At 70.5% G+C, this 22841-nt stretch carries 18 protein-coding genes and 1 pseudogene; 7 read left to right on the forward strand and 12 right to left on the reverse strand.

The genetic code is table 11. The features are described from left to right. The first annotated feature begins 61 nt into the window (after positions 1-61). Complete coding sequence (locus BM362_RS23045) at positions 62-766, forward strand: class I SAM-dependent methyltransferase (RefSeq protein ID WP_093574467.1); 705 nt, start codon at positions 62-64, stop codon at positions 764-766. A gap of 4 nt (positions 767-770) precedes the next feature. Here the strand turns inward: BM362_RS23045 and icmF are convergent, their stop codons facing one another. Next, the gene (gene icmF / locus BM362_RS23050) at positions 771-4010 is read right to left on the reverse strand and encodes a fused isobutyryl-CoA mutase/GTPase IcmF (protein WP_093574468.1); all 3240 of its coding nucleotides are present in this window, start codon (positions 4008-4010) and stop codon (positions 771-773) included. 380 nt (positions 4011-4390) lie between these two features. Between icmF and BM362_RS50320 the strand changes: the two are divergent. Continuing rightward, positions 4391-4666, forward strand: a pseudogene (locus BM362_RS50320) (dihydrofolate reductase family protein); the annotation flags it as partial. Between the two features lie 164 nt (positions 4667-4830). Here the strand turns inward: BM362_RS50320 and BM362_RS23060 are convergent. Genes BM362_RS23060 through BM362_RS23075 form a run of 4 tightly spaced genes read right to left on the reverse strand, consistent with a single transcriptional unit; the run spans position 4831 to position 10921 of the window. Continuing rightward, positions 4831-5445, reverse strand: coding sequence for a GTP-binding protein (locus tag BM362_RS23060; protein ID WP_093574469.1), 615 nt, complete (start codon positions 5443-5445; stop codon positions 4831-4833). Beyond that, positions 5426-6196, reverse strand: a complete 771-nt coding sequence (locus BM362_RS48315) for a DUF742 domain-containing protein (RefSeq protein ID WP_198545266.1) — start codon at positions 6194-6196, stop codon at positions 5426-5428. The genes BM362_RS23060 and BM362_RS48315 overlap by 20 nt, the downstream gene beginning before the upstream one ends. Before the next feature lie 7 nt (positions 6197-6203). Beyond that, positions 6204-6656 carry a roadblock/LC7 domain-containing protein gene (locus BM362_RS23070; RefSeq protein WP_037809909.1) on the reverse strand — a complete coding sequence of 151 codons (453 nt, stop codon included), beginning with the start codon at positions 6654-6656 and terminating at the stop codon, positions 6204-6206. Beyond that, complete coding sequence (locus tag BM362_RS23075) at positions 6653-10921, reverse strand: sensor histidine kinase (RefSeq protein WP_425285723.1); 4269 nt, start codon at positions 10919-10921, stop codon at positions 6653-6655. Before BM362_RS23075 ends, BM362_RS23070 begins: the two co-directional genes overlap by 4 nt. A 968-nt stretch (positions 10922-11889) precedes the next feature. Between BM362_RS23075 and BM362_RS23080 the strand changes: the two genes are divergently transcribed. Continuing rightward, positions 11890-12330, forward strand: coding sequence for a DUF485 domain-containing protein (locus tag BM362_RS23080; protein WP_067595781.1), 441 nt, complete (start codon positions 11890-11892; stop codon positions 12328-12330). Then, positions 12327-13928: a solute symporter family protein gene (locus tag BM362_RS23085; RefSeq protein WP_067595783.1), complete on the forward strand. Its 1602-nt coding sequence runs from the start codon at positions 12327-12329 to the stop codon at positions 13926-13928. Before BM362_RS23080 ends, BM362_RS23085 begins: the two co-directional genes overlap by 4 nt. 58 nt (positions 13929-13986) lie before the next feature. On the opposite strand, the gene BM362_RS23090 is transcribed toward BM362_RS23085, so the two are convergent. From BM362_RS23090 to BM362_RS47570, 5 genes are all read right to left on the reverse strand, one after another. After that, entirely contained in the window at positions 13987-14337 is a 351-nt protein-coding gene (locus tag BM362_RS23090; protein ID WP_067595785.1) for a DUF3817 domain-containing protein, read from the reverse strand. A 26-nt stretch (positions 14338-14363) separates the two neighbouring features. After that, positions 14364-14705 (reverse strand): hypothetical protein, encoded by a 342-nt coding sequence (locus BM362_RS23095; protein WP_208865306.1) that lies wholly within the window; start codon positions 14703-14705, stop codon positions 14364-14366. Positions 14706-14935: 230 nt separating this feature from the next. Further along, positions 14936-15868 carry a lytic transglycosylase domain-containing protein gene (locus BM362_RS23100; protein WP_067595097.1) on the reverse strand — a complete coding sequence of 311 codons (933 nt, stop codon included), beginning with the start codon at positions 15866-15868 and terminating at the stop codon, positions 14936-14938. A 400-nt stretch (positions 15869-16268) separates the two neighbouring features. Further along, positions 16269-16751, reverse strand: coding sequence for a hypothetical protein (locus BM362_RS23105; RefSeq protein WP_067595099.1), 483 nt, complete (start codon positions 16749-16751; stop codon positions 16269-16271). 337 nt (positions 16752-17088) lie between these two features. Next, a complete protein-coding gene (locus BM362_RS47570) occupies positions 17089-17256 on the reverse strand; it encodes a hypothetical protein (protein ID WP_162836029.1) in 168 nt (55 codons plus the stop codon). A gap of 196 nt (positions 17257-17452) precedes the next feature. Here BM362_RS47570 and BM362_RS23110 point away from each other — a divergent pair, with 196 nt between their 5' ends. Beyond that, positions 17453-17974, forward strand: coding sequence for a GNAT family N-acetyltransferase (locus BM362_RS23110; protein WP_067595102.1), 522 nt, complete (start codon positions 17453-17455; stop codon positions 17972-17974). A gap of 15 nt (positions 17975-17989) precedes the next feature. On the opposite strand, the gene BM362_RS23115 is transcribed toward BM362_RS23110, so the two are convergent. Together BM362_RS23115 and BM362_RS23120 are read right to left on the reverse strand one after the other, a co-directional pair. Next, a complete protein-coding gene (locus BM362_RS23115) occupies positions 17990-19144 on the reverse strand; it encodes a CaiB/BaiF CoA transferase family protein (protein ID WP_093574471.1) in 1155 nt (384 codons plus the stop codon). A 25-nt stretch (positions 19145-19169) separates the two neighbouring features. Then, complete coding sequence (locus tag BM362_RS23120; protein ID WP_093574472.1) at positions 19170-20321, reverse strand: acyl-CoA dehydrogenase family protein; 1152 nt, start codon at positions 20319-20321, stop codon at positions 19170-19172. A gap of 98 nt (positions 20322-20419) precedes the next feature. On the opposite strand from BM362_RS23120, the gene BM362_RS23125 reads away from it, so the two are divergent. Beyond that, positions 20420-21028 carry a TetR/AcrR family transcriptional regulator gene (locus BM362_RS23125; protein ID WP_067595111.1) on the forward strand — a complete coding sequence of 203 codons (609 nt, stop codon included), beginning with the start codon at positions 20420-20422 and terminating at the stop codon, positions 21026-21028. Positions 21029-21095: 67 nt separating this feature from the next. Then, on the forward strand, positions 21096-22706 hold the full coding sequence (locus tag BM362_RS23130) for a succinic semialdehyde dehydrogenase (RefSeq protein WP_093574473.1): 1611 nt from the start codon (positions 21096-21098) through the stop codon (positions 22704-22706). The last annotated feature ends 135 nt before the right edge of the window (positions 22707-22841 follow it).

Here is a 22841-nt window from a genome sequence, read left to right on the forward strand (position 1 = left end):
GACAGATCACCGGCCCGGTCCGCTAGCGTTAAATCATCAACCGTTGAATAGGAGGCTCCGGATGGACGTGACGGACGTCGACTTCGAGGACATGTACCAGGGCAATACCCCGATCGGGGAGAAGGTCCCGTGGGACATCGCCGGCCCGCAGCCCGCGGTGGTCGCGCTTGAGGCGGACGGCGGATTCCGCGGCGAAGTGCTCGACATAGGCTGCGGCCTAGGCGAAAACGCGATGTACCTCGCGTCTCGCGGACACCGCGTGACCGGTCTCGACGGTGCGCCGACCGCGCTCGCACGGGCCCGCGAAACCGCCGCGAAGCGCGGCCTGGACGTCACCTTCGACCAGGCCGACGCAACCCGGCTCGACGGGCACGAAGGCCGCTTCGACGCGGTTCTCGACAGCGCGCTCTACCACTGTCTCGATGAAGAACAGCGCCACGCGTACGTGGCGGCGCTCGTGCGAGCGACCAAGCCCGGCGCGCGGCTGAACATCTTTTGCTTCTCCGACGCAGTACCGGCGAACTTCCCGGTGCCATACCGGATCACCGAGCAGAATCTGCGCGAAACGGTCGGCAACGGCTGGACGATCAGCGTGCTCGAACCAGCCGTCTACACCACCGCGATGAGCCGCGAGGGCCTGGTCGCCGCGGTCTCCGCCGTCTCGGAAGACGAAAAACCGGACCCGGCCGCGCTCGACGCGTTGGACGTCGACGAGCAGGGCCGGGTCCTCGTCCCGATGTGGCGGCTGGCCGCCGACCGGGCGTGACAGCTCAGACGTTGCGCCGATACTGGCCGCCGACCTCGAAGAACGTCTCAGTGATCTGACCGAGCGAGCACACCCGCGCGGCATCCATCAGCACGTCGAACAGGTTGCCGCCGCGGGTGGCCGCGTCGCGCAGCGCCTTGAGCGCCTGCTGGGCCTCCTCGCGGTGCCCCTGCTGGAAATCGGCGAGCCTGCGCAGCTGGGACTGCTTCTCGTCCTCGGTCGCGCGGGCCAGCTCCACCTCGACGTCGTCCTCGCCCGCCTTCGGGTTGCGGAAGGTGTTGACACCGATGATCGGCAGCGAGCCGTCGTGCTTCTTGCGTTCGTACAGCAGCGATTCGTCCTGGATCCGGCCGCGCTGGTAGCCGGTCTCCATCGCGCCGAGCACGCCGCCGCGTTCGGAGATCCGGTCGAACTCGGTGAGCACGGCCTCCTCGACCAGGTCGGTCAGCTCGTCGATGACGAACGAGCCCTGCAGCGGGTTCTCGTTCTTCGACAGGCCCCACTCCTTGTTGATGATCATCTGGATGGCCATCGCGCGGCGCACCGACGACTCCGAAGGCGTGGTGATCGCCTCGTCGAACGCGTTGGTGTGCAAGGAGTTCGCATTGTCGTACAGCGCGCACAGCGCCTGCAGAGTGGTGCGGATGTCGTTGAAGCTCATCTCCTGCGCGTGCAGCGACCGGCCGGAAGTCTGCACGTGGTACTTGAGCTTCTGCGACCGGTCGTTCGCGCCGTAGCGCTCGCGCATCGCCACGGCCCAGATCCGCCGTGCGACCCGGCCGAGCACCGAGTACTCCGCGTCCATCCCGTTGGAGAAGAAGAACGACAGGTTCGGCGCGAAATCGTCGATGTCCATGCCGCGCGCCAGGTACGACTCCACGTAGGTGAACCCGTTGGCGAGCGTGAAGGCCAGCTGCGAGATCGGGTTCGCCCCGGCCTCGGCGATGTGATAGCCGGAGATCGACACCGAGTAGAAGTTGCGCACCCCGTGCTGGATGAACCACTCCTGCACGTCGGCCATCATCCGCAGGCTGAACTCGGTGGAGAAGATGCAGGTGTTCTGGCCCTGGTCTTCCTTGAGAATGTCCGCCTGCACGGTGCCGCGGACGTTCCGCAGCGCCCATTCGCGCAGTTCGGCGGCCTCGGTCCCGGACGGCTCGCGCCCGTGCTCCTCGCGGAACGCGGCGAACTTCTGGTCGATCGCGGTGTTGAGGAAGAACGCGAGGATCGTCGGCGCGGGACCGTTGATCGTCATCGACACCGAGGTGTTCGGCGCGGTCAGGTCGAAACCGTCGTAGAGCGCCTTCATGTCCTCCAGCGTCGCGATGGAGACGCCGGAGGTGCCGACCTTGCCGTAGATGTCCGGGCGGGTGTCCGGGTCGTGCCCGTAGAGGGTGACCGAGTCGAACGCCGTCGACAGCCGCTTGGCCTCGGAATCGGCCGACAGCAGCTTGAACCGGCGGTTGGTGCGGAACGCGTCGCCCTCGCCGGCGAACATCCGCGCCGGGTCCTCGCCCTCGCGCTTGAACGGGAACACGCCCGCGGTGTACGGGAAGTAACCGGGCAGGTTTTCCCGGCGCAGGAAGGAAAGCAGCTCGCCGGACTCGGTGTAGCGCGGCAGCGCGACGCGCGGGATCCGGTTGCCGGACAGGGTTTCCCGCCACAGCTGGGTGCGCAGTTCCTTGTCGCGGATCTTCACCACCAGCTCGTCCTGCCGGTATTCGGCGGCGAGCGCCCGGAACCGCTCAAGCAGGTTGGCGGTTTCGCCGGCCACATCCGACTCCGCGGCGGCGAGCAGGCCGTCCAGCGCGTCGGTGCTCGCGTCCACTTCGGACAGCGCGGCCTTGGCCTCGGCGAGGTGCTCGCGTTTGCGGACCGCGGCGACCTGCTTCTCAGTCTGTTCGTGGTATCCGCGCACCGTTTCGGAAATGTCGGCGAGATAGCGCGCCCGGTTGCCCGGGATGATCGTGCTGGCGTCCGTCGAGACCTTGCCCGAAACCTCCGGCAGCGTACCGGCCGACACTGACAGCCCGCGCTCGGCGAGCAGGTCGCGCAGGTGCTGGTACAACGCGGTCACGCCGTCGTCGTTGAACTTCGCCGCACTCGTGCCGTACACCGGCATCTCTTCGGGCGCGGAGCCGAACGCCTCGCGGTTGCGCACCAGCTGACGCGCGACATCACGAAGCGCGTCCTCGGCGCCGCGGCGCTCGAACTTGTTGATCGCGACCACGTCGGCGAAGTCGAGCATGTCGATCTTTTCCAGCTGTGACGCGGCGCCGAACTCCGGCGTCATCACGTACAGCGACTCGTCCACGTAGTCGACGATGCCCGCGTCGCCCTGGCCGATGCCCGGCGTCTCCACGATCACCAGGTCGAACCCGGCCGCCTTGCAGGCGAGGATCGACTCGCTCAGCCCGGCCGGAATCTCGCCGCTGGTGGTGCGGGTGGCCAGCGAACGGAAGTACACCGGCGAGCCGTCGAGGCAGTTCATCCGGATCCGGTCGCCGAGCAGCGCGCCGCCGCCCTTGCGCCGCGACGGGTCCACCGCGAGCACGGCGATGCGCAGCTTGTCCTCCTGGTCGAGGCGGAAACGGCGGATCAGCTCGTCGGTCAGCGAGGACTTGCCCGAACCGCCGGTGCCGGTGATGCCCAGGACCGGCACGTGCTTCCGCCCGGCGGCTTCGGTGATCGCCGAGAGCCATTCCGCGGGCAGGTTTTCGCGCTGCAGCTGGGTGATCACCCGCGCGAGCGCCGGCACGTCGCCGGACAGCAGCTTGTCGACCGAGGCGGGCGGCTGCGCGGACAGGTCGCTGTCGCAGGCCTTGATCATCAGGTTGATCATGCCCGGCAGGCCCATCTCGTAGCCGTCTTCGGGCGAGAAGATCCGCGCCACGCCGCGCGAATGCAGCAGGTCGATCTCCTCGCGCACGATGACGCCACCGCCGCCGCCGAACACCTTGATGTGCCCCGCGCCGCGCTCGTTCAGCAGCTCCACGAGGTAGCTGAAGTACTCGACGTGCCCACCCTGATAGGCGGAGATGGCGATGCCCTGGACGTCCTCGGCGATCGCGGCCGTGGCCACCTCGTCGACCGAGCGGTTGTGGCCGAGGTGCACCACCTCCGCGCCCTGGGACTGCAGGATCCGGCGCATGATGTTGATCGAGGCGTCGTGGCCGTCGAACAAGCTGGACGCCGTGACGAACCGGACCGGGTTCGCGGGACGGTACAGGTCGCTGCCGCTCATCCTCCCAATTTACTAGGACTTCCTACTATTGGAAACCCAAGCCCGAGTGACCCGGCTCTCAAAGGGCCTCGTCCCTGCTCGTGGACACCATGAGCCACCTCGCGCATCTGCGCGCCTACGACCCCCGCAGCTGGTGGCATCGCCAAGAGGAGTACTGAGAACCTTCTCGCGCGACGATGTCCAGGCGGCCGTCGCGGCTCCGACCCCTGATGACCGGCACCCGCTAGGGAAGCGAGCCCGCCATGGCCGACCACGGCTGCGTCGAAGGCCCCGCCGGAGAGTTCGACTGGCCCCTCATGGGCCAGGAGCTTTCGGACTACTCGAACGAACTGTCCGAACGCGCCGCGCTGTTCGCCTACGGCCGCCGCGGCTGGGAAATGATGTCGGGCTACCGGCCCGACCCGGAGTCCATTTCGGACCACCCGCACGACCTTGCCTTCGCCCCGCGGTGGCGGAAGAAGCCGAAACCGGTCTCCCGCACCCTGACCTCGGCAGCCGGGAACACCGAGATCGCCAGCGGCGACCTGGCCGAAGAAGTCGCCGAGCACAGAGCGGCCGCGGACAGCGACCTCGTCCTGATGGGCGGGTACGCCCTCGCCGCCGAACTGGGCCGCCGCGGGCTCATCGACGAGTACCTGGTCTGCGTCCGCCCGGTAGTCCTGGGCGGAGACAACCGCCCCGTCGCCGAAGGCGCCGGCCGCGCGGAACTGCACCTGTCGAAACCCGCGCTTTCCACAACACGGGCGTCCTGCTGCGGCACCGCGTCACGCGCCGAAGGCAGGGAAAAACCGGGTCACCCAAGCGTGACCCGGGTTTTCGCTTACTGGTGCGCCTTGGCCGCGCGCAAGGCGATCCACTGCCGCATCGCGTATTCGACCAGCGTGATCAGCGTCTGCTTCGTCGATTCCCGCTCCCGGGCGTCGCACCGGACGATCGGGATGCTCGAATCGATCGACAGCGCCTCGCGCACATCATTGATGTCGTGTTCCAGCACGCCGTCGAACGTGTTCACGCCGACGATGTAGGGCAGGCCGCGGTCCTCGAAGAAGTCGATCGGCGCGAACGAGTCCGCGAGGCGGCGGGTGTCGGCGAGCACGACCGCTCCGATGGCGCCGCGCACCAGGTCGTCCCACATGAACCAGAACCGCTGCTGGCCGGGCGTGCCGAACAGGTAGAGGATCAGGTCCGCGTCGAGCGAGACGCGGCCGAAGTCCATGGCGACCGTGGTGGTCGTCTTGTACGGGGTCTGATCGAGGTTGTCGATGCCGCGGCTGGCGTCGGTCATCATCGCCTCGGTGGTGAGCGGAACGATTTCCGACACCGAGCCCACGAAGGTCGTCTTGCCCGCTCCGAAGCCGCCCGCCACCACGATCTTCGCCGATGTCATGGTCGGGGGCGCGGTTTCCCGCGGTGCCTTAAAGCCGACGGAGTCCACTCAAAACCCTTTCCATCAACATCAAGTGTGCTTCGGCGCCGTCCTGGCCCGAGATCGTCCGGTGCACGGTGACCAGGCCGGCGTCGGCCGCGTCGCTGATCAGCACCCTCGCCACCCCCAGCGGCACCGACAGCACCGCGGCGATCTCCGCCACCGAACGCGGGGTCCGGCACGCTTCCATGATCGAGATGCTCTCGATCTGCTCCGCCGCCGCCTGGGGGAAGCCCCCCGCGGCGACATGGTCCTTGGTGGAGATCAGCGTCTCCAGTTCGAGCGCGTAGTTCGCCCGGGTGCGCCCGCCGGTGAGAGCGTACGGGCGCACGATCGAAGTCTCCTCGGCCGGGTCCACCCGATCGTGGCGCTCGGGCCGGACGATCGCCGACGGCATCGAGAACTCGCCGCTCGGCGGTCCCGGGTCGAAGAGCCCGCCTGGTCTGGGGCCGTCGGAGTCCGTACTGCCCGGTGGAGAGACGAGAGAGGTCACACCATCTCCTTGGTCGGCCTGCGGCACGGGTGCCGCAGGCGGGTCCGCTGCCGCGTGCGCTCCCGCGGCGGGCGGCACTGGGGACTGGGATTCCTTCTTTTCTTTGCCGCTCTTCTTCCGTTTTCTGCGCGAGCGGCCCGAATCCAGGCTGAACCCGTTGAGGACGTCGGCGAACGTGCCGTCGTCCCCGGCGGCGGGCTCCTCCCCGCGCGGGGGTTCGCCGCCGGTACCGGGCTCATCGCCGAACAATCCGGACCCCTGGCTCATCGCGCCATCATCCCACCGGTTCGCCGATCAGCGAGCCCCCGGCACCCTGGAGCTGCGCGCGCAGCTCGGGGGTCAGGATCTGGCCGACGCGGTCGACGAGCATCGTCATCTCGTAGGCGACCTGCCCGATGTCGCAGTTGGGCGCGGCGAGGATCGCCAGGCAGGAGCCGTCGCTGATGGACATCAGCACCATGATGCCGAGTTCCATCTCGACCACGGTCTCGCGCACCGAGCCCGCCTCGAAACAACGGGCGGCGCCCTGGGTGAGGCTGACGAGCCCGGACGCCACGGCGGCGAGCTGGTCGGCGCGGTCGAGCGGCAGCCGGTTGGAGGCCGTCAGCAGGAGACCGTCGGCCGACACGACGACCGCGTGCGCGACGCCCGGGACGCGGTCGGCGAAGTCGTTCACCAGCCAGCCGAACTGGTTCTGCTGCGGCTGGGCCGCATTCGGCGAGGTCATTCACCCTCCAATGTTTCGTGGTTCTTCTCAGCGGCCTGCGCGGTGCGGTGCCTGCCGCGCTGGATCCCCTGCTGGAAACTGCTCAGGCGACCGCGCACGTCGTGCGCATCGCGGGACGGACGGGGGCTCGCCGACCCGGCGGGCGGCGGTGCGCTGCCGGGAAGAAGCTGTTCTCCCCGGCGGCGCCGGGGCAATCCTGCCGAAGTGAAGGAAGCGGGTGCCGACTGGGACACCGACTGGACCGTCCGCCACCCTTCGTCGGAACCGAAGTTCCACTCAGCGGTAGCTTCGGCAGGATCTGGGGCGGGGCTCGCCGAACCGTCGGAGCCGGCGGGCACCGGCGGGGCCTGCGGGCCGTCCTGCCCGGCGGAGGACTGCCACGACGGAGCCTGTCCCGGCACCAGCGGCTGACCCGGCAACCCGGACTGGCCCGGTGCCGCCGACTGGCCCGGTGCCGCGGACTGGCCCGGCACGTTCTGCCCGGGCACCCGGGTCTGGCCCAGTCCCCCGGCCAGCCCCTGCGCCGAAGCCGCCGAAGCCGAGGCCGGGTCCGCCGTCGTGCCGGACTGCTCTGTGTTCTCCGCGGGCTGACCCGGCGCGGCGGCCGGAGCCTGCGCGGCACGCCACGTCGTCAACGGCGCAGCCTGGCCCGGGTTCTCGGCGGGCTTGCCCCACAAGGAGGTCTGCTCCGTGCCCTGGGACTCGGCCGGCGCGGAAGCCGGACGGTTCGCCGGAGCCGGGCTGCCGGTCTTCTCCGGCGCCGCGGTCTGGCCGTTGGCCGAAGCCTGTGCCGCCTGCGACGCGGGAGTCTGCCCGGTGCCGGAGACCGCGGCCTCGAGCCCGGCCACGGCAGCCGGGACCTGGTTCGGGTCGGCGGTCGGCGGAGCGGGCGGAAGGCTGCTCGCACCCTTGCGGCGGGTCGGCAGGCTGTCGGGCTTGTCCGGCCGGACAGTCCGGTTCGGTTGCGGCGCGGGCAGTTCCGTGCGCGCGGCGGGCTCCTGGCGCGGCCAGCCGCCGTCCGGGTCGAACGCCGGGGGCACCGCCGGGACGGGAGCCGTCTCGTCCGTCGAATCCGCGTCCGCGGGCCGTCCGCCGAACCCGGCGGGCGCGTCCGGCGCGCCAGCACCGGGCGGAGTGCTCGACCCCGGGGTGCGTTGCGGCATCCCGCCGGGGCGGTTCTGCTCCGCGGGAACGCCGAACGCACCCGCGACCGTCTGCCGCCGCCGGGTCGCCGCGTCGTGGGCGCGAGCCCGCTCCGGCGACGGCACCGCCGGCGCCGCGGCGCCCGAGGCTTCCGCGGCCGGGGAATCGGCTGTGGTGTCCGGGGTTTCCGGCGTGGTCCCGCGGACTTCCTGACGTCCGCGCGTGACGCCGCGCTGGAAGCTGTTCAGCCGTCCCCGCACGTCCGCGGGGTCGCGGACCGGCAGATCGCTGCTCGGCGTTTCGGCCGCGGGAGCCGCCGGTTCCGGCGCGGCGCTGCCCGGCATGAGCTGTTCGCCGCGACGGCGCCGGGGCAGGCCCGACTTGGTGAACGCGGTCGGCTCCACCTGGGACAGCGCCTGCACCGTCCGCCAGTTTTCGTCGCTCGCGAAATCCCAGTTGCGCTGCTGCTGCTCGGAGTCCGCCGCCGGCTCCGCGGCGGCTGTGCCGGACGCGGGCGGAACCGCCGGGGAGGCGGCCGCGGGCGGCGGCTGCGCGGGCGAACGGAACCAGGCCGACAGCATCTCGTCGAAGATCGGCGTGTTCTCGATCGTCGTCTCGGCCGCGGACGGCGGCGGGACCTCCGGCACCTGCTGCGCGGCCTGGTTCCACCAGTCGCTCAGCGTCGTCGCGTTGGCCGCGGAGAACAGGTCCTTGCCCGAGGGCAGTTCGCCGTCGCGCTCGTCGCGGGTGTCCGCGGCAGGCTCCGGCTCGGGCTCCGGACGCGGCGGCGGGACATCGACGGTCTGCGGCAGCTTCGGCGCGGGCGGCGGCGAGGCGGGCGGGTCGTCGTCGCGCGGGATCGGGCTGAACAGCGCGGTCCCGGACACCTCGAGGTCGGACGGCGGACGCGCGATCTTGTCCCCGGAGAAACCGGCGAGGTCGCCCGCCGAGGGCCACCGCTGCGTCTCCTCGGAGTTGCTGCCCTGCTGCGGAACGAGACCCGGCACGGCCGAACCGTTGGCGGCCGGACGCTGGCGCCGCGGCAGTCCGCCGGGAGCGGCGGGCGGGGCGGCGAGGCTCGCCTGGGGCCCGGGCAGCTGCCCGGGTTCGGCCCGGTCGCCCGGCACGGCGGCCAGTCCGGTCATCACCAGCTCCGGCGGCACCACCACGGTGGCCCGCACGCCGACGATGTCCTTGCCGCCGTGCAGCGAAACGCCGATGCGGTGGCGGCCGGCGAGGCGGCCGACCACGAACAGGCCCATCCGGCGCGAGGTCGCGAGGTCGACCGAGCCCGAGTCGGTGAGCCGGCCGTTGGCCTCCACCACCTCGTACTCGTTCATGCCGATGCCCTTGTCGAGGATGTCGACGTTGAGCGAACCGTCCTCGGCGAGCCGCGTCGCGACCGTCACCTGCGTTTCCGGCGCGGAGAACGCGGTCGCGTTGTCCAGCAGCTCCGCGATGAGCCGCTGGACGTCGCTCGCGGCGAACCCGACGATCTTCACCGCGGGCGGGTGCTGCACCGAAACCCGCTGGTACTGCTCGATTTCCGACACCGCGGCGCGCAGCACGTCGTGCGTGGCGACCGGCTGGCCGGAACGACGGCCGGGCTCGGCGCCGGAGAGGACCATCAGGTTCTCGTTGTTGCGCCGCATCCGGGTGGCGAGGTGGTCGAGCTGGAACAGCGTGGCGAGCTGGTCGGCGTCCTCCTCGTCGCGCTCCAGCCGCTCGATCAGCTGCAGCTGGCGCTGCACGAGGCTCTGGCTGCGCCGCGACAGGTTGACGAACACGCTGGAGTAGCCCGCGCGCATGGCGGCCTGTTCGGTCGCCAGCTTCAGCGCCTGGCTGTGCACCTTCTCGAACGCCCGCGCGACCTCGCCGACCTCGTCCTGCACCTGGACCGGCACCGGTTCGACCTCGACGCTCTGCGCGCGGCCCTCCTGGATGTTGCGGACCGCCTCGGGCAGGTCCTTCTCCGCGACGTCCAGCGCGGACCGCCGCAGGATCTTCAGCGAGCGCAGCAGCTGGCGGGCGATGACGAACACGACCGCGGCGGCCGCGGCGAGCGCCGCGAACAGCAGCACGGCCAGCAGGCCCGCGCTGCTGCCCGCGTCCTCGACCAGCTGGGACGACGCGGCGGTGAGGTCGGTGCTCATCCGGCCGGAGACCTCGGTCAGCTGCGAGGTCACCGCGTTCGAGGCGGTGTTCCACTCCTGCGCCGAAGTCCGCTTGAGCGCGTCGTCGGTGGAGATGCCCTGTCCGCCGAGCACGGTGCCGAGCATCCGCTTGCGGTCGTAGGAGGTGTCCGGCTTGATCGTGCTCTCGAAGTCGAGGCGCTGCGGCGCGGTGGCGGCCGCGTTGAAGTCGGCGACCCGGTCGTCGAACCGCAGTTCCGCGTCGCGCACGTCGCTCAGCTGCTGCGGGGTCAGCGTGCCCGCGGAAATGCCGTAGCCCACCAGGGACTGGGTGACCGACACCTGTTCCTTGGCCGCTTCGAGATCGTGCAGCGCGCTCGGGGTGCTGCCGAGCGCGTCGGCGCTCGCGCCCGCCGACACCGCGGTGTCGGCCCCGATCAGCGCGCTGGTGACGGCGTTGTAGTCGCCGACCGCCTCGGCCGCGTTCAGCAGGCCTGCCCCGACCTGCTGGCGGATCACCGCGATCTCGTTGACCTGCGCGGTCGCCGAGTTCACCGCGCCGGACACGCTCGACCCGTCGGCCCCGACCCGGGCGGCCGCCTCGGTGAACGGCGCGACCGCGGCGTCGGTGGCCGCGCGGGCGGACTTCAGTTCCGGGGTGACGCCCGAGGTGCCCGCGATGAGCTGGGCGGCGGTCTGGGTGCGTTCGCGCTGCAGCCCGTCGGTGAGCGCGCGCAGCTGGGTGCTCAGCGCGACGAGCCGGTCGATCCGCTGGTAGTCGCTCGACCGCGAGACCTGGCCCGCGATGGCGGTGATGCCGAGGACGAGCGCGAGCACGATGGGCACGATCGTGACCGCGGACAGCTTGACCGGCAGGCTCCAGTCCCGCCAGCGCAACGCCGCCCGCCAGCCCGACGACCAGCGCGGCCGCCGGGGCGGGCGGCCGAGCAGCTTCTCCACAGGCACTTGGCCTTCTCCTGCAACGGTCACGAAAGTGACTCCCTGTCCGGCGTCGTGGCGGCCCGTCGGCGGTTCCCGCGGCTGCGTCCGCTCCCGGTGCGCAGCGCGCTCCCGGCGCGGAGTCCCGCGGTCCGCCTGCCCGCGCGTCCGACCGGGGGCGGGCACGACCGGGTCGATCCTTCACCGGTCCGGGAGACGATCGGCTTCCCGGGACTATGCACGTGCACGACGCAACTTGCGGACTGCACGGCGGTGGTCGAGATCAACTTGTCTGCGCCTTATCGATCGCTGCGGGCGGCTGGGGCCAAAGAATCGTACACCAATCGCCGCCTGCGTTATTGCGTTCCGCATCGGAGGGCTGACCTGGGAAAATAGTCGGAACACGGGAACGCGGAGCCGCGGATTCGCACCCGGCCGCCCGACCCGGGAATTCCGGTTACCCGGCGCTCTCGGCCCCGGCGTCCGGCCGTCACCCGATTAGCCCACACAGGGTAAGCGACACCCTCGATGGGACTACGCTCCGTGCCCCCATCGGGTGGGTGCACGCGGAAGTTGAACCCGATGTTGTGGAGATGCAGCGACGCGCCGCCCGACCCGGTGATTTTTGCCCGCCTCCCTTCCCTGCCTGGGAATCCCCGCCCGGACCGCGACCCGCCCGCCGAAGCGGAGCGGCCGCCCCGCCCGGCGGCTACGACCGGTCACCGTAGTGGATCTTGACCGGCCCGTCACTCCGCCGTCTGCCGCAACCCGGACCGGTCCCGGCGACTCCCCGTGACATCGATCCTCACTATTCCGAGTGATCAGCCTGTGATCTGCCCGGACGCGCCGTTTCGCGCTATTTCCCGGGCGAAAAGGAATTTCCGGTGCCCTCGCGAACCGGCTTTTTCCGCGTTCCGGCGGCGTCGTTACTATGGCCGCCTCCCCGTCCGCAAGGGCGATCCGGGCGCTTTCCCGAACGAGCCCGGCGCCATCCACCGCGCAAGTTGCCGGAGGCAGCCATGCACAACGTCGCGCGCACCACCGGACCGGCCGCCGCGGCCGAGGACACCGGCCAGATGCCCGCGCTGTTCGACCGCGCAGAAGGCGACGCCGCCCCGCGCGGCAGGCGCCGCACAAGCGGCCCGGACTACGAGCAGATCCAGCGCAGCCCCCAGTTCCGCTCGCTGCGCAGCCGCTTCCGCCGGTTCGTGTTCCCGATGAGCATCGGGTTCTTCGTCTGGTACCTCGCCTACGTCGTGCTCGCCGCCTACGCGGGCGAGTTCATGAGCACGCCGGTCTTCGGACTGGTCAACGTCGGCATGCTGCTCGGCCTCGGCCAGTTCGTCACCACCGCGGTCATCACCGCGCTGTACGTCCGCTTCGCCGACCGCGAGATGGACCCGCGCGCCGCCGAGATCCGAGCGCAGGCCACCCCTGTCACGGAAGGAACACCCCAGTGACCACCGTTTCGCTCGCCGAAGGAGCTTCGGAGAGCAACCCGCTGATCAACACCGGGGTGTTCGCGCTGTTCGTCGCGATCACCCTCTACGTGGTCTACCGCGCGGGCAACCGCCGCTCGTCGACGTCGGGCTACTACACCGCGGACAGCGCTTTCACCGGAAGGCAGAACGGCGTCGCGCTGTCCGGCGACTTCCTGTCCGCGGCGTCGTTCCTCGGCATCGCGGGCGCGATCGCGATGAACGGCTACGACGGCTTCCTCTACTCCATCGGCTTCCTCGTCGCGTGGCTCGTCGACCTGCTGCTGCTCGCGGAACTGCTGCGCAACACCGGCCGCTTCACCATGGGCGACGTGCTCAGCTTCCGGATGAAGCAGCGTCCGGTGCGCGCCGCGTCGGCCACGTCGACGCTGGTGATCTCCTTCTTCTACATGCTCGCGCAGATGGCGGGCGCGGGCGGCCTGGTCGCGCTGCTGCTGGACGTCCACTCCAAGTGGGGCCAGGCGCTGGTGATCACCGTGGTCGGGCTGGTGATGATCTCCTACGTGCTGCTCGGCGGCATGAAGGGCACCACCTGGGTGCAGATCATCAAGGCCACCATCCTGCTCACCGCGGCCTCGCTGATCACGGTGTTCCTGATGGGCAAGTACGGCTTCAACTTCTCCAGCCTGCTGCGCGCGGCCGCCGACCGCAGCCCGATGGGCAAGGACCTGCTCTCCCCCGGCGGCTCCTACGGCAAGAACGGGACCACGAAGCTCGACTTCGTGTCGCTGTCGCTGGCACTGGTGCTCGGCGTCGCCTCGCTGCCGCACGTACTGATGCGCTTCTACACCGTGCCGAACGCCCGCGAAGCGCGCCGCTCGGTGGTGTGGGCGACCGCGTGCATGTTCGTGTTCTACCTGTGCACGCTGGTGATCGGCTTCGGCGCGGCGGCGATCGTCGGCCCGGACGAGATCAAGGCCGCGCCCGGCGGCGAGAACTCGGCCGCGCCGCTGCTGGCCCTGCACGTCGGCGGGACGGTGCTGCTCGGTGTCATCTCGGCGGTCGCGTTCGCGACGATCCTGGCCGTGGTGGCCGGGCTGACGCTGACCGCGTCCGCCTCGTTCGCCCATGACGTCTACGCCAACATAGTGAAACGCGGCAAGGCGGAGCCGGAGGACGAGGTCCGGGTCGCCCGGCTGACCGCGGTCGTGATCGGCGTGCTCGCCATCCTCGGCGGCATCCTCGCCAACGGCCAGAACATCGCGTTCCTCGTGGCGCTCGCGCTGGCGGTGGCGGCGTCGGCGAACCTGTCGACCCTGCTGTACTCGCTGTTCTGGAAACGGTTCAACACCACCGGGACGCTGTGGAGCATCTACGGCGGGCTGATCGCCTGCGTCGTGCTGGTGCTGTTCTCGCCGGTGGTGTCGGGAGCCGCGGACTCGATCTTCCCGAGCGTCGACTTCCACTGGTTCCCGCTGAAGAACCCGGGCCTGGTGTCGATCCCGGTGTCGTTCCTGTGCGGCGCGATCGGCACCTTCGCCGGCCGCTCGAAGGGCGATCCGGCCAAGCACGCGGAGATGGAGGTCCGGTCGCTGACCGGCATCGGCTTCGGCTCCTGACCCTGACACGAAAAAACCGCGGCGCCCGGAAGTCCGGGTGCCGCGGTTTTTTCGGTGCTCAGAAGACGTCGCGCCCGGCCTGCACGCGGTGCGTCACCCGCCGCTCGACGACGAACGACACGAACGGGACGCATCCGGCCAGCAGCACCAGGACGGTGCTCTTGATCGACCAGCGGGCCTTGATCGCGAGGTCGATGGTGAGCACCAGGTAGATCATGTAGAGCACGCCGTGGATCGGCGAGTACACCTGCGCGGGCGCGGCGTTGCCGAAGCCGTACTCGATGATCATGGTGGCGCAGAGGGCGAGCAGGCCGACACCGGTCACGTACGCGCTGGTCCGGAACCGGGTCAGCGAGCCGGACACCTTCGACTGGCGGGCAGGGGCGGCACCGTCGGTGCTGGTCGTCATGGGAGCGTCCTCACTTCCGCGGGCGTTCAGGACTGCTGGTCGCGGGCGTTGAGCTCGCGCAGGTAGCGGTTGTAGGCGGCGAGTTCGTCGTCTTCTTCGACGGGAGCCGCGGCCGGTCGCGGCGCGGGCACGCGGACCGGAGCCGGAGCCGGAGCCGGCTGTCCGGGTTGCCCGGCGGCTTCCTCCTCGCGTTCGCGCAGCTTCTTGATGCGCCAGAACATGAACGCGGGGAAGAGCCCGAAAAGCGGCCATTGCAGCACGTAGCCGAGGTTCTGGAAGGTGCCGGTGGCGGACGTGAACCGGTCCCACTGCCACCAGGCCAGCCCGCAGCACAACGCCAGGCTCACGACGCTCGTGGCGGCGATCATGAGCCGGCGCCCGAGCGGGGACGCGGCCGGGCCGGGATCTGCGGGCACGGCATCGACGCTAGCACTGGCCGGGAACGACGTTGCGGAGAGGCGGCGAGGTCGTGACCTGGGCCCCACGGCCCTGGTAGCCGCAGCGGAAGTACGTGAGGGGGACTCTGACGGAATCTGATTCCCTCAGAGTCCCCCTCACGTACCAGCGGCCGGGGCGAGCAGCGCGGCGACCGGGAGCGTCAGCCCGCCTGCACCTTCTGCGCCGCCTTCGCGTAGCCGTCGGCCAGGCCGAAGACCTTCTGCGCGTACTCCGTCGAGTTGTTGTACGACAGGATCCCCGCCCACCAGCCCGCCGGGCTGGCCATGTCGCGGCCGCCCGCGCACAGGTAGCGGGCGGCGGTGAGGGCGGCGTCGTCGATCTGCTGCGGATCGGCGCGGCCGTCGCCGGTGGCGTCCGACGCCCATTTCCGCCAGGTGCCCGGAATGAACTGCATCGGGCCGACCGCGCGGTCGGCGACCGGGTCGCCGTCGAGCTGGCCGCCGTCGGTGTCGCCGATCGCGCGGACTCCGGAGGAGCCGTCGAGCGGCACGCCGATGATCGGCTTCGACGGGCGGCCGTCCGCGCCGAGGACCGCTCCGCCGTACTGGCCGTGGTTGGACTCGATGCGGCCGATGCCGGCGAGCGTCGCCCAGGAGATGTGGCAGCCGCGGTCGACCTCGCGCATCGCGAGTTCCGCGTTGCCGTACGCGCGCACCGCCCTCGCCGGGATGCCGGTGACCGGCGCGACCTTGTCCGCCCAGGCCTGCAGCGGGTCGCCGCCGGTCGGGCGCGCCGACTGCGGTGCGGTGCCCTGGTCCGCCGCCCCGCCCGCGGCGACGGCGTTGACCGGCGCGATCGAACCGGGTTTGACGTCGACCGCCTTGACGCTCAGCGCCGGGATGTCCGTCGTGGTCGGGCTGGCCTCCGGGGCGGCCGCCCTGGTGACGATCCAGACCCCGCCGCCCGCGACCGCGAGCACCGCGACGACGACGGCGAGCCGCACCGCGAGCGCGGCGCCATGACCGCGACGGGCGGGCGAGGGGGCGGCAGCGGGAGCCGCGGTCTCGTCCCCGGTCCGCGCGGTGTCGGGGGTCTGTCCGGTGGCGGGCACGAAACTCCGGTCCTCCAGCATGGCTTGGGGTTCGCAACACACAACGAGCCCGCGCAGGTTAGCGTTACGCACGCATCGCCATGGTCGCCGCCACGCCGGTTCACCCGGCCGGGTAGTCCGGTTCCGTCAGGTGGACGGTTGACGCCGCACAAACACCGCCAGCCCCAGGCCGAGGCGGGTGTGATCGAAGCGGCCTCCGGCGCGGTTCGCCGACCGGCCGCGCCAAGCGCTTCGACCGCTGGTGGGTGGCGGCACCGCCGAAGAGAACGTCCGCCGCATGCGGCTTCGGGCACTCCCGATCAAGAAATGCCTTCCGCCGCACCGCGACGGGCGCTTCGCCGTGGTGCCTGGCCGATTCGCCGGCCAGGCACCACAGCTGTCAACCAGGCTTCTTCCCGCGCGAGCCGCGCGGGACGAACGATCAGGCAGGCTTCTGCTGCCGCGCCAAGCGCGCGACGCACCACGCGGGCGCGCTGCCCCGGCGGAGATGCTGCAGCACCGTCATCGGGCCGAGCCGCCGAGCGAGGTCGGACGGCGCGAGACCGGCCGCCCGGTAGTCGAGGGCACGCTGGTCCAGCGGGCTGATCCCGGCGTCCCACCACTGCTGCGCTTCGGCGACGTCGCCGACCATCTGCCACCAGCCCGCGGCGGCGACGAGCAGGTCTTCCGGGACCTCCGGCAGCCGGGCGCGCATCGCGTCGAGGTAGCCGGGGTCGGCGGCCTCGACCGGGGCCCAGCGGGCGGGTCCGGACCGGGCGCGCTGGCCGGGGATGCCGGGCGGAGCGGCCGGCGCGTCGGCCAGCCAGGCCGAGGCGATGCGGTCGACCTCCTGCTCCTCAGGGGTCTTCTCGCGCTCGGCCGACCACTGCCGGATCAACGCGTCCACTCCGGGATCTCCGGTCATCCCTGCCTCCTCATCGGTCCCCGACGGGCAGGCATTGCGATCGCCTGCCCCGTTGCGCGTCCACGATTGGCTCCCCACGCGTGACCGGGCCGAAAACCCGCCGTGACCCGGTTCCCGGGGGATCGGAGAACCGGCTGATCACGCAATGTGAGCACCGTAGGGCGGCACCCGCTTTCTCCGCCATACCCCGGACCCCGGAAATTCCGTGACCAGGCGGTTTCACGGGCCAATCCACCCGGATGGTCGAGCGAAGTGCCCGAATCCCGGGATCCGGTGACAAAGCGTGACTAGTTGGCCGGACGGCGCTCGAAAGCGGTCCGGCGAGGGGAAACCGGGGTCAGGCGAAGAGGCTCTTGAAGAAGGTGACGATCGCTTCGGCGCCGTCCTTGAGCCAGCCGAGCACGCGGTGCACGAAGGCCGCGGAGTTGGTGGGCTGCGTGATCAGGAAGAACAGCACGAGCGCGACCACTCCGACGACGACGATCTTCTTCAGGCCGCTCGACATGGTTTCGTTCCCCTCCGCTCCCCCGGCGCCCGGACCGGCGCCGGCCCCGCCTCGGCAGAGTCGGCTCCCACTGTAGTGACGGCACGCCGGATTGGCCCGTCGCAGGCCCCGATCCAGCCAGAAAGCTCACGGCCGGGTGACCCTGGTCACCATCGGGTGAGCCGGGCCAGGAGGCCGCCCCCGGTACGCTCCGGCGATGGACGACGGCCCAGTGACTCTCCGCCCGGTGCGCGAGTCCGACCTCGGTCTGCTGGAGGCCCTGACCAACGACCCGGAGACGGTCGGCGAGCACCAGTGGTTCGGCTGGCACGACCCCGGCTACGTCCGGCGGCTCTGGCGCGAAAACGGCATGCTGACCACCGACAACGGCATGCTCGTCCCCACGCTCGGCGAACGCCCGCTCGGGCTCGTGTCGTGGCATCGCACGCGGACCGGCCCGCACACCTACTGCTGGAACATCGGCATGGTCCTGCTGCCGGAGGCGCGCGGGCACGGCCTCGGCGCGCAGGCGCAGCGGCAGCTCGCGCGCTACCTGTTCGCGCACACGCAGTTCAACCGCGTCGAGGCCAGCACCGAGGTCGGCAACCGGGCCGGGCAGCGTTCGCTGGAGAAGGCCGGGTTCACCCGCGAGGGCGTCCTGCGCGGGTTCGACTTCCGCGACGGGCAGTGGCGCGATCACATCCTTTACTCGGTGATCCGGTCCGATCTGCCCTCGTGAGTGTTGATCGCGGTTCTAACCGTGATCAGCACTCACGACACCCGCCTCCCTCAACCCCGCCACGCCCTCGCTGTCGTACCCCAGCTCCGCCAGCACCTCCGCGGTGTCCGAGCCCTTCTCGTGCGGTGCTTCCGGCGTGGCCGCGGGCGTCCGGTCGAACCGCGGCGCCGGAGCGGGCTGCACCGTGCCGCCGATGTCCACGAACGTCCCGCGCGCCGCGTTCTGCGGATGCTCGGCGGCTTCCCACGGCGACAGCACCGCGGTGAGGCACGCGTCGGTGCCTTCCGCCCGCGCGACCAGTTCGTCGCGCGTGAACCGGCCGACCGCGCCGGCCAGGATCTCGCGCAGCCGCGGCCATTGGCTCTGGTCGACGTGCGCCGGCAGGTCTTCGTTCTCCAGCCCGAGCACCTTGACCAGGTCGGCCCAGAACCGCATCTCGATCGCGCCGATGGCGACGTACTTGCCGTCCGCGGTCTCGTAGGTGTCGTAGAACGGGGCTCCGCCGTCGAGGAGGTTCTCGCCGCGTTCCCCCGGCCACACGCCCGCCGCGCGCATCCCGTGCAGGCTCGTGGTCAGCAGCGCCGCGCCTTCCACCATCGACGCGTCCACGACCTGGCCGCGTCCGGACGTCGTGCGCTCGTGCAGCGCGGCCAGCACGCCCATGGCGAGCATCAGGCCGCCTCCGCCGAAGTCGCCGACCAGGTTGAGCGGCGGCACCGGGCGTTCGCCTGCCCGGCCGATCGGGTCGAGCGCGCCGGCCACGCCGATGTAGTTGATGTCGTGCCCGGCCGCCGACGCGAGCGGACCGTCCTGGCCCCAGCCGGTCATCCGGCCGTAGACGAGCCGCGGGTTGCGTGCGTGCACCTGCTCCGGGCCGATGCCCATCCGTTCCGCGACGCCCGGCCGGAAGCCTTCGATCAGCACGTCGGCGCGTTCGGCCAGCTTCAGCACCAACTCGACGCCCTCGGGCGTTTTCGTGTTCACCCCGACCGAGCGCCTGCCGCGGGCGAGCGGGTCGTTCGGGATGCCGAGCACGTCGGAGCCCGGGGTGGCGCGGTCGACGCGGATCACGTCGGCGCCGAGGTCGGCCAGGACCATGCAGGCGAACGGAGCAGGCGCGAGCCCGGCCAGCTCCACCACCCGCAGCCCGGCGAGCGGACCTTGCTTCACGGGGAATCCTTTCGCAGCAACGAGTTCAGAGCGTGCGGGAGATGATTTCCTTCATGATCTCGCTGGTGCCGCCGAAGATCCGCGAGATCCGCACGTCCGCCCAGGCCCGCGCGATCGGGTACTCGGTCATGTAGCCGTAGCCGCCGAACAGCTGCAGGCAGTCGTCCACGACCTTGTTCACCCGCTCGGTGGTCCACAGTTTCGCCATGGCCGCGCCCTGCACGTCGAGTTCGCCGCGCAGGTGCCGTTCGATGCACTGGTCGAGGAACGCGCGCGACACCGCGGCTTCCGTCGCCGCCTCGGCGAGCTTGAACTTCGTGTTCTGGAAGGTGAAGATCGGGCGGCCGAACGCCGTGCGTTCCTTGGTGTAGTCGATGGTCAGGTTCACCGCGGCTTCCAGGCCTGCCACCGCGGTCACCGCGATGATCAGCCGTTCCTGCGGGAGCTGCAGCATCAGCTGGATGAAGCCCTGGCCCTCGGCGTCGCCGAGCAGGTTCGCCGCGGGCACGCGGACGTCGTCGAAGAACAGCTCGGCGGTGTCCTGTCCCTTGAGCCCGACCTTGTCGAGCACGCGGCCGCGGCGGAAGCCCGGGGTGTCGGTCTCGACCACGATCAGCGAGACGCCCTGCGCGCCGGCGTCCGGGTCGGTCTTGCACGCGACCACGACGAGGTCGGAGTGGAAACCGTTGGTGATGAACGTTTTCGCGCCGTTGATCACGTAGTGGTCGCCGTCGCGGACCGCGCGCGTCTTGATGTTCTGAAGGTCTGAACCAGTGCCCGGCTCGGTCATCGCGACCGCGCCGACCATCTCGCCGGTGGCCATCTTCGGCAGCCACTCGCGCTTGCGCTCCTCCGACGCGTACGCCAGGATGTAGTGCGCGACGATTCCACTGTGGACAGTGACGCCCCACGCACTGTCCCCGGCGCGGGCCTGCTCCTCGTACAGCACGGCTTCGTGCGCGAAGGTGCCGCCGCCCCCGCCGTACCCCTCCGGGATCGACAGGCACAGCAGGCCGAGTTCGCCCGCCTTGGTCCAGATTTCCCGGTCGAGCTTCTTCTCCGCCGCCCAGCGCTCCTGGTTCGGCACGAATTCCTTCTGCAGGAACGACCGGGCGAGCTCCCGGAGGTCTTCGAGTTCGGTGCTGCTCCACGAGCTCTTCTGGGTCTGCAACGGCACGGCTGGGCCTCCCGCGAACTGGAAAACATGACGCTTGGCAGGTAAGTTCTAGCCGGAATGTACATCCCATCCGTCCGGTAGGTAAAGCAGGAGCCGCGATGACCGAGGTCGCCCGGGGACACCGCACCCAGGCCGAACGCCGCGAGCAGACGCGCACCGCCCTGCTGGACGCGACGATCGACTGCCTGGTCGACATCGGGTACTCGCGGGCGTCGGTGCAGGAGATCTGCACCCGCGCGGGAGTCTCGAAGGGCGCGGTGCAGCACTACTTCGCCACGAAGGCGGAGCTGATGGCAGCCGCGGTCGAGCACCTCACCACGAAGCTGCGCACCCAGCTCGCCGCCTCGCTCGGTTCGCTGCCGGGCGGCGCGTCCGGCGTCGCAGCGGCGATCGACCTGCTGTGGGAGGGCTATTCAGGCACGCTGTCCACCGCGGTCACCGAGCTGTGGGTCGCCGCCCGCACCGACCCGGAACTGCGCGCCGCGATCCGGCCGGTCGACCGCGCGCTGGGCCGGGCGACGCTGGAGCACATCAGCGAGGTCGCCGGCGACCTGCCGAAAGAGCGTGCCGAGATGCTGTTCTGGCTCACCGTGAACCTCACCCGGGGCCTCGCCCTGGACGCCGAGCTGGGCGGCGACCCGCGTCGGCGCCGTCAGCTGCTGGAGGAGTGGAAGCGGATCGCCGTGCTGCTGTACTCGGGCGACTAGTGTCCATACCGCCGGTATGGTGTACTCGTCGGTAACACCCGGCCCCGCACGGAAGAAGGTGCGCTCGATGACGAGTACGACCCCGGCGAACCTCACCGGCCAGCCCCTGCCCGCAACCGTCGGCGGCGTAGCAGGCGCCCCGTCCGCGTCCCGCGCGGCCGCACTCGCGTCCCGCGCGACCGGCGGTGCCGACAACGCACCGGTGCAGATGACCGCGCCTTTCACCGGCCAGCCGATCACCTCTCTCCCCCAGGCCGACGACGCCGAAGTGCGCGCCGCTTTCGCCTCCGCCCGCGACGCGCAACGCGAGTGGGCAGCGCTGCCGGCGACCCGGCGTCAGCAATTCCTCATGCGACTGCACGACCTGGTGCTCGCTCGCCAAGCGGAAGTCCTCGATCTGGTCCAGGTCGAGGCGGGCAAGGCCCGGATCGACGCGTTCGACGAGGTCAGCTCCACCGTGCTGGTCGCGGCTTACTACGGCAAGCACAGCGCGAAAATCCTCTCCCCGCGCCGCGCGCCCGGCGTGATCCCGGGCCTGACGCGAGCAGGCGAACTGCGGCACCCCAAAGGCGTCGTCGGAATCATCTCTCCCTGGAACTACCCGCTGGCCCTGACCGCGATGGACGTCTTCCCCGCCCTCGCCGCCGGGAACGCAGTCGTGCAGAAACCGGACAACCAGACCGCGCTGTCCGCGCTGTGGCTGCAGGAACTGGCGGAAGAGGCAGGTCTGCCCTCCGGCCTGTGGCGCATCGTGCTGGGCCGAGGTTCCCGAATCGGCGACGCCCTGCTGGAAGAATGCGACTACCTGTGCTTCACCGGCTCCACCCCGACCGGCAAGGACCTGGCAGGCCGCATCGCCCAGCGACTCACCAGCTATTCGCTCGAACTGGGCGGCAAGAACCCCATGATCGTCCTGCCGGACGCGGACATCGCCAAGACCGCCGCCGGCGCCGTCACCGCGTGCTTCTCGTCCGCGGGCCAGCTGTGCGTTTCGGTGGAGCGGATCTACGTGCACGACAGCATCCGCGAGGAGTTCACCCGAGAGTTCGTGGCCAGGACAGCAGCAGTGCGCCTGGGCGGCGCACTGGACTACCACGCCGGAATGGGTTCGCTGACGTCGACGAGCCAACTGGAAACCGTGACCGCGCACGTGGAAGACGCCCGGGCGAAAGGCGCTCGCGTACTGACCGGCGGACGCCCCCGACCAGACCTCGGCCCGCTGTTCTACGAACCAACCGTGCTCACGGACGTGCGGCCAGGAATGACCCCGTTCGCCTCGGAAACCTTCGGCCCAGTGGTGTCGATCTACGGATTCAGCGACATCACTGACGCGATCGAGCGCGCAAACGACACCCCGTTCGGCCTGAACGCCAGCGTATGGACCCGAAACGGCCGTGCGGGCTGGGAAGTAGGCGCACGCCTGAAGGCAGGCACGGTCAACGTCAACGAGGGCTACGCGGCAACGTTCGGCACAGTCGGCGTCCCCATGGGCGGCATGAAGGAATCCGGTGCCGGGCGACGGAATGGTTCTGAGGGTCTGCTGAAGTACACGGAACCGCAGTCGATCGCCCTACAGCGCGGCCTGGCCTTGCGCCCGCCCAAGGGAGTGCCGGGCTCCTTGTGGGCCCGCTTCATGACGCTGAGCATGAAACTCCTGCGCCACCTCCCCGGCCGCTGAGCTGGTCGTGAGGGCCACCCTCACAGCCGCTGATTCCCTCAGCTTGAGTTTTAAGGTCCGGGTGTCAGAGGGGGTGCCCGGTTGATCATGGATGAAGCCCTTGGTTGATCATTCTTCTTGCGACAGAAGGAAGAT

It is taken from the genome of Amycolatopsis rubida (assembly GCF_900115345.1).
Lineage (GTDB): Bacteria > Actinomycetota > Actinomycetes > Mycobacteriales > Pseudonocardiaceae > Amycolatopsis > Amycolatopsis rubida.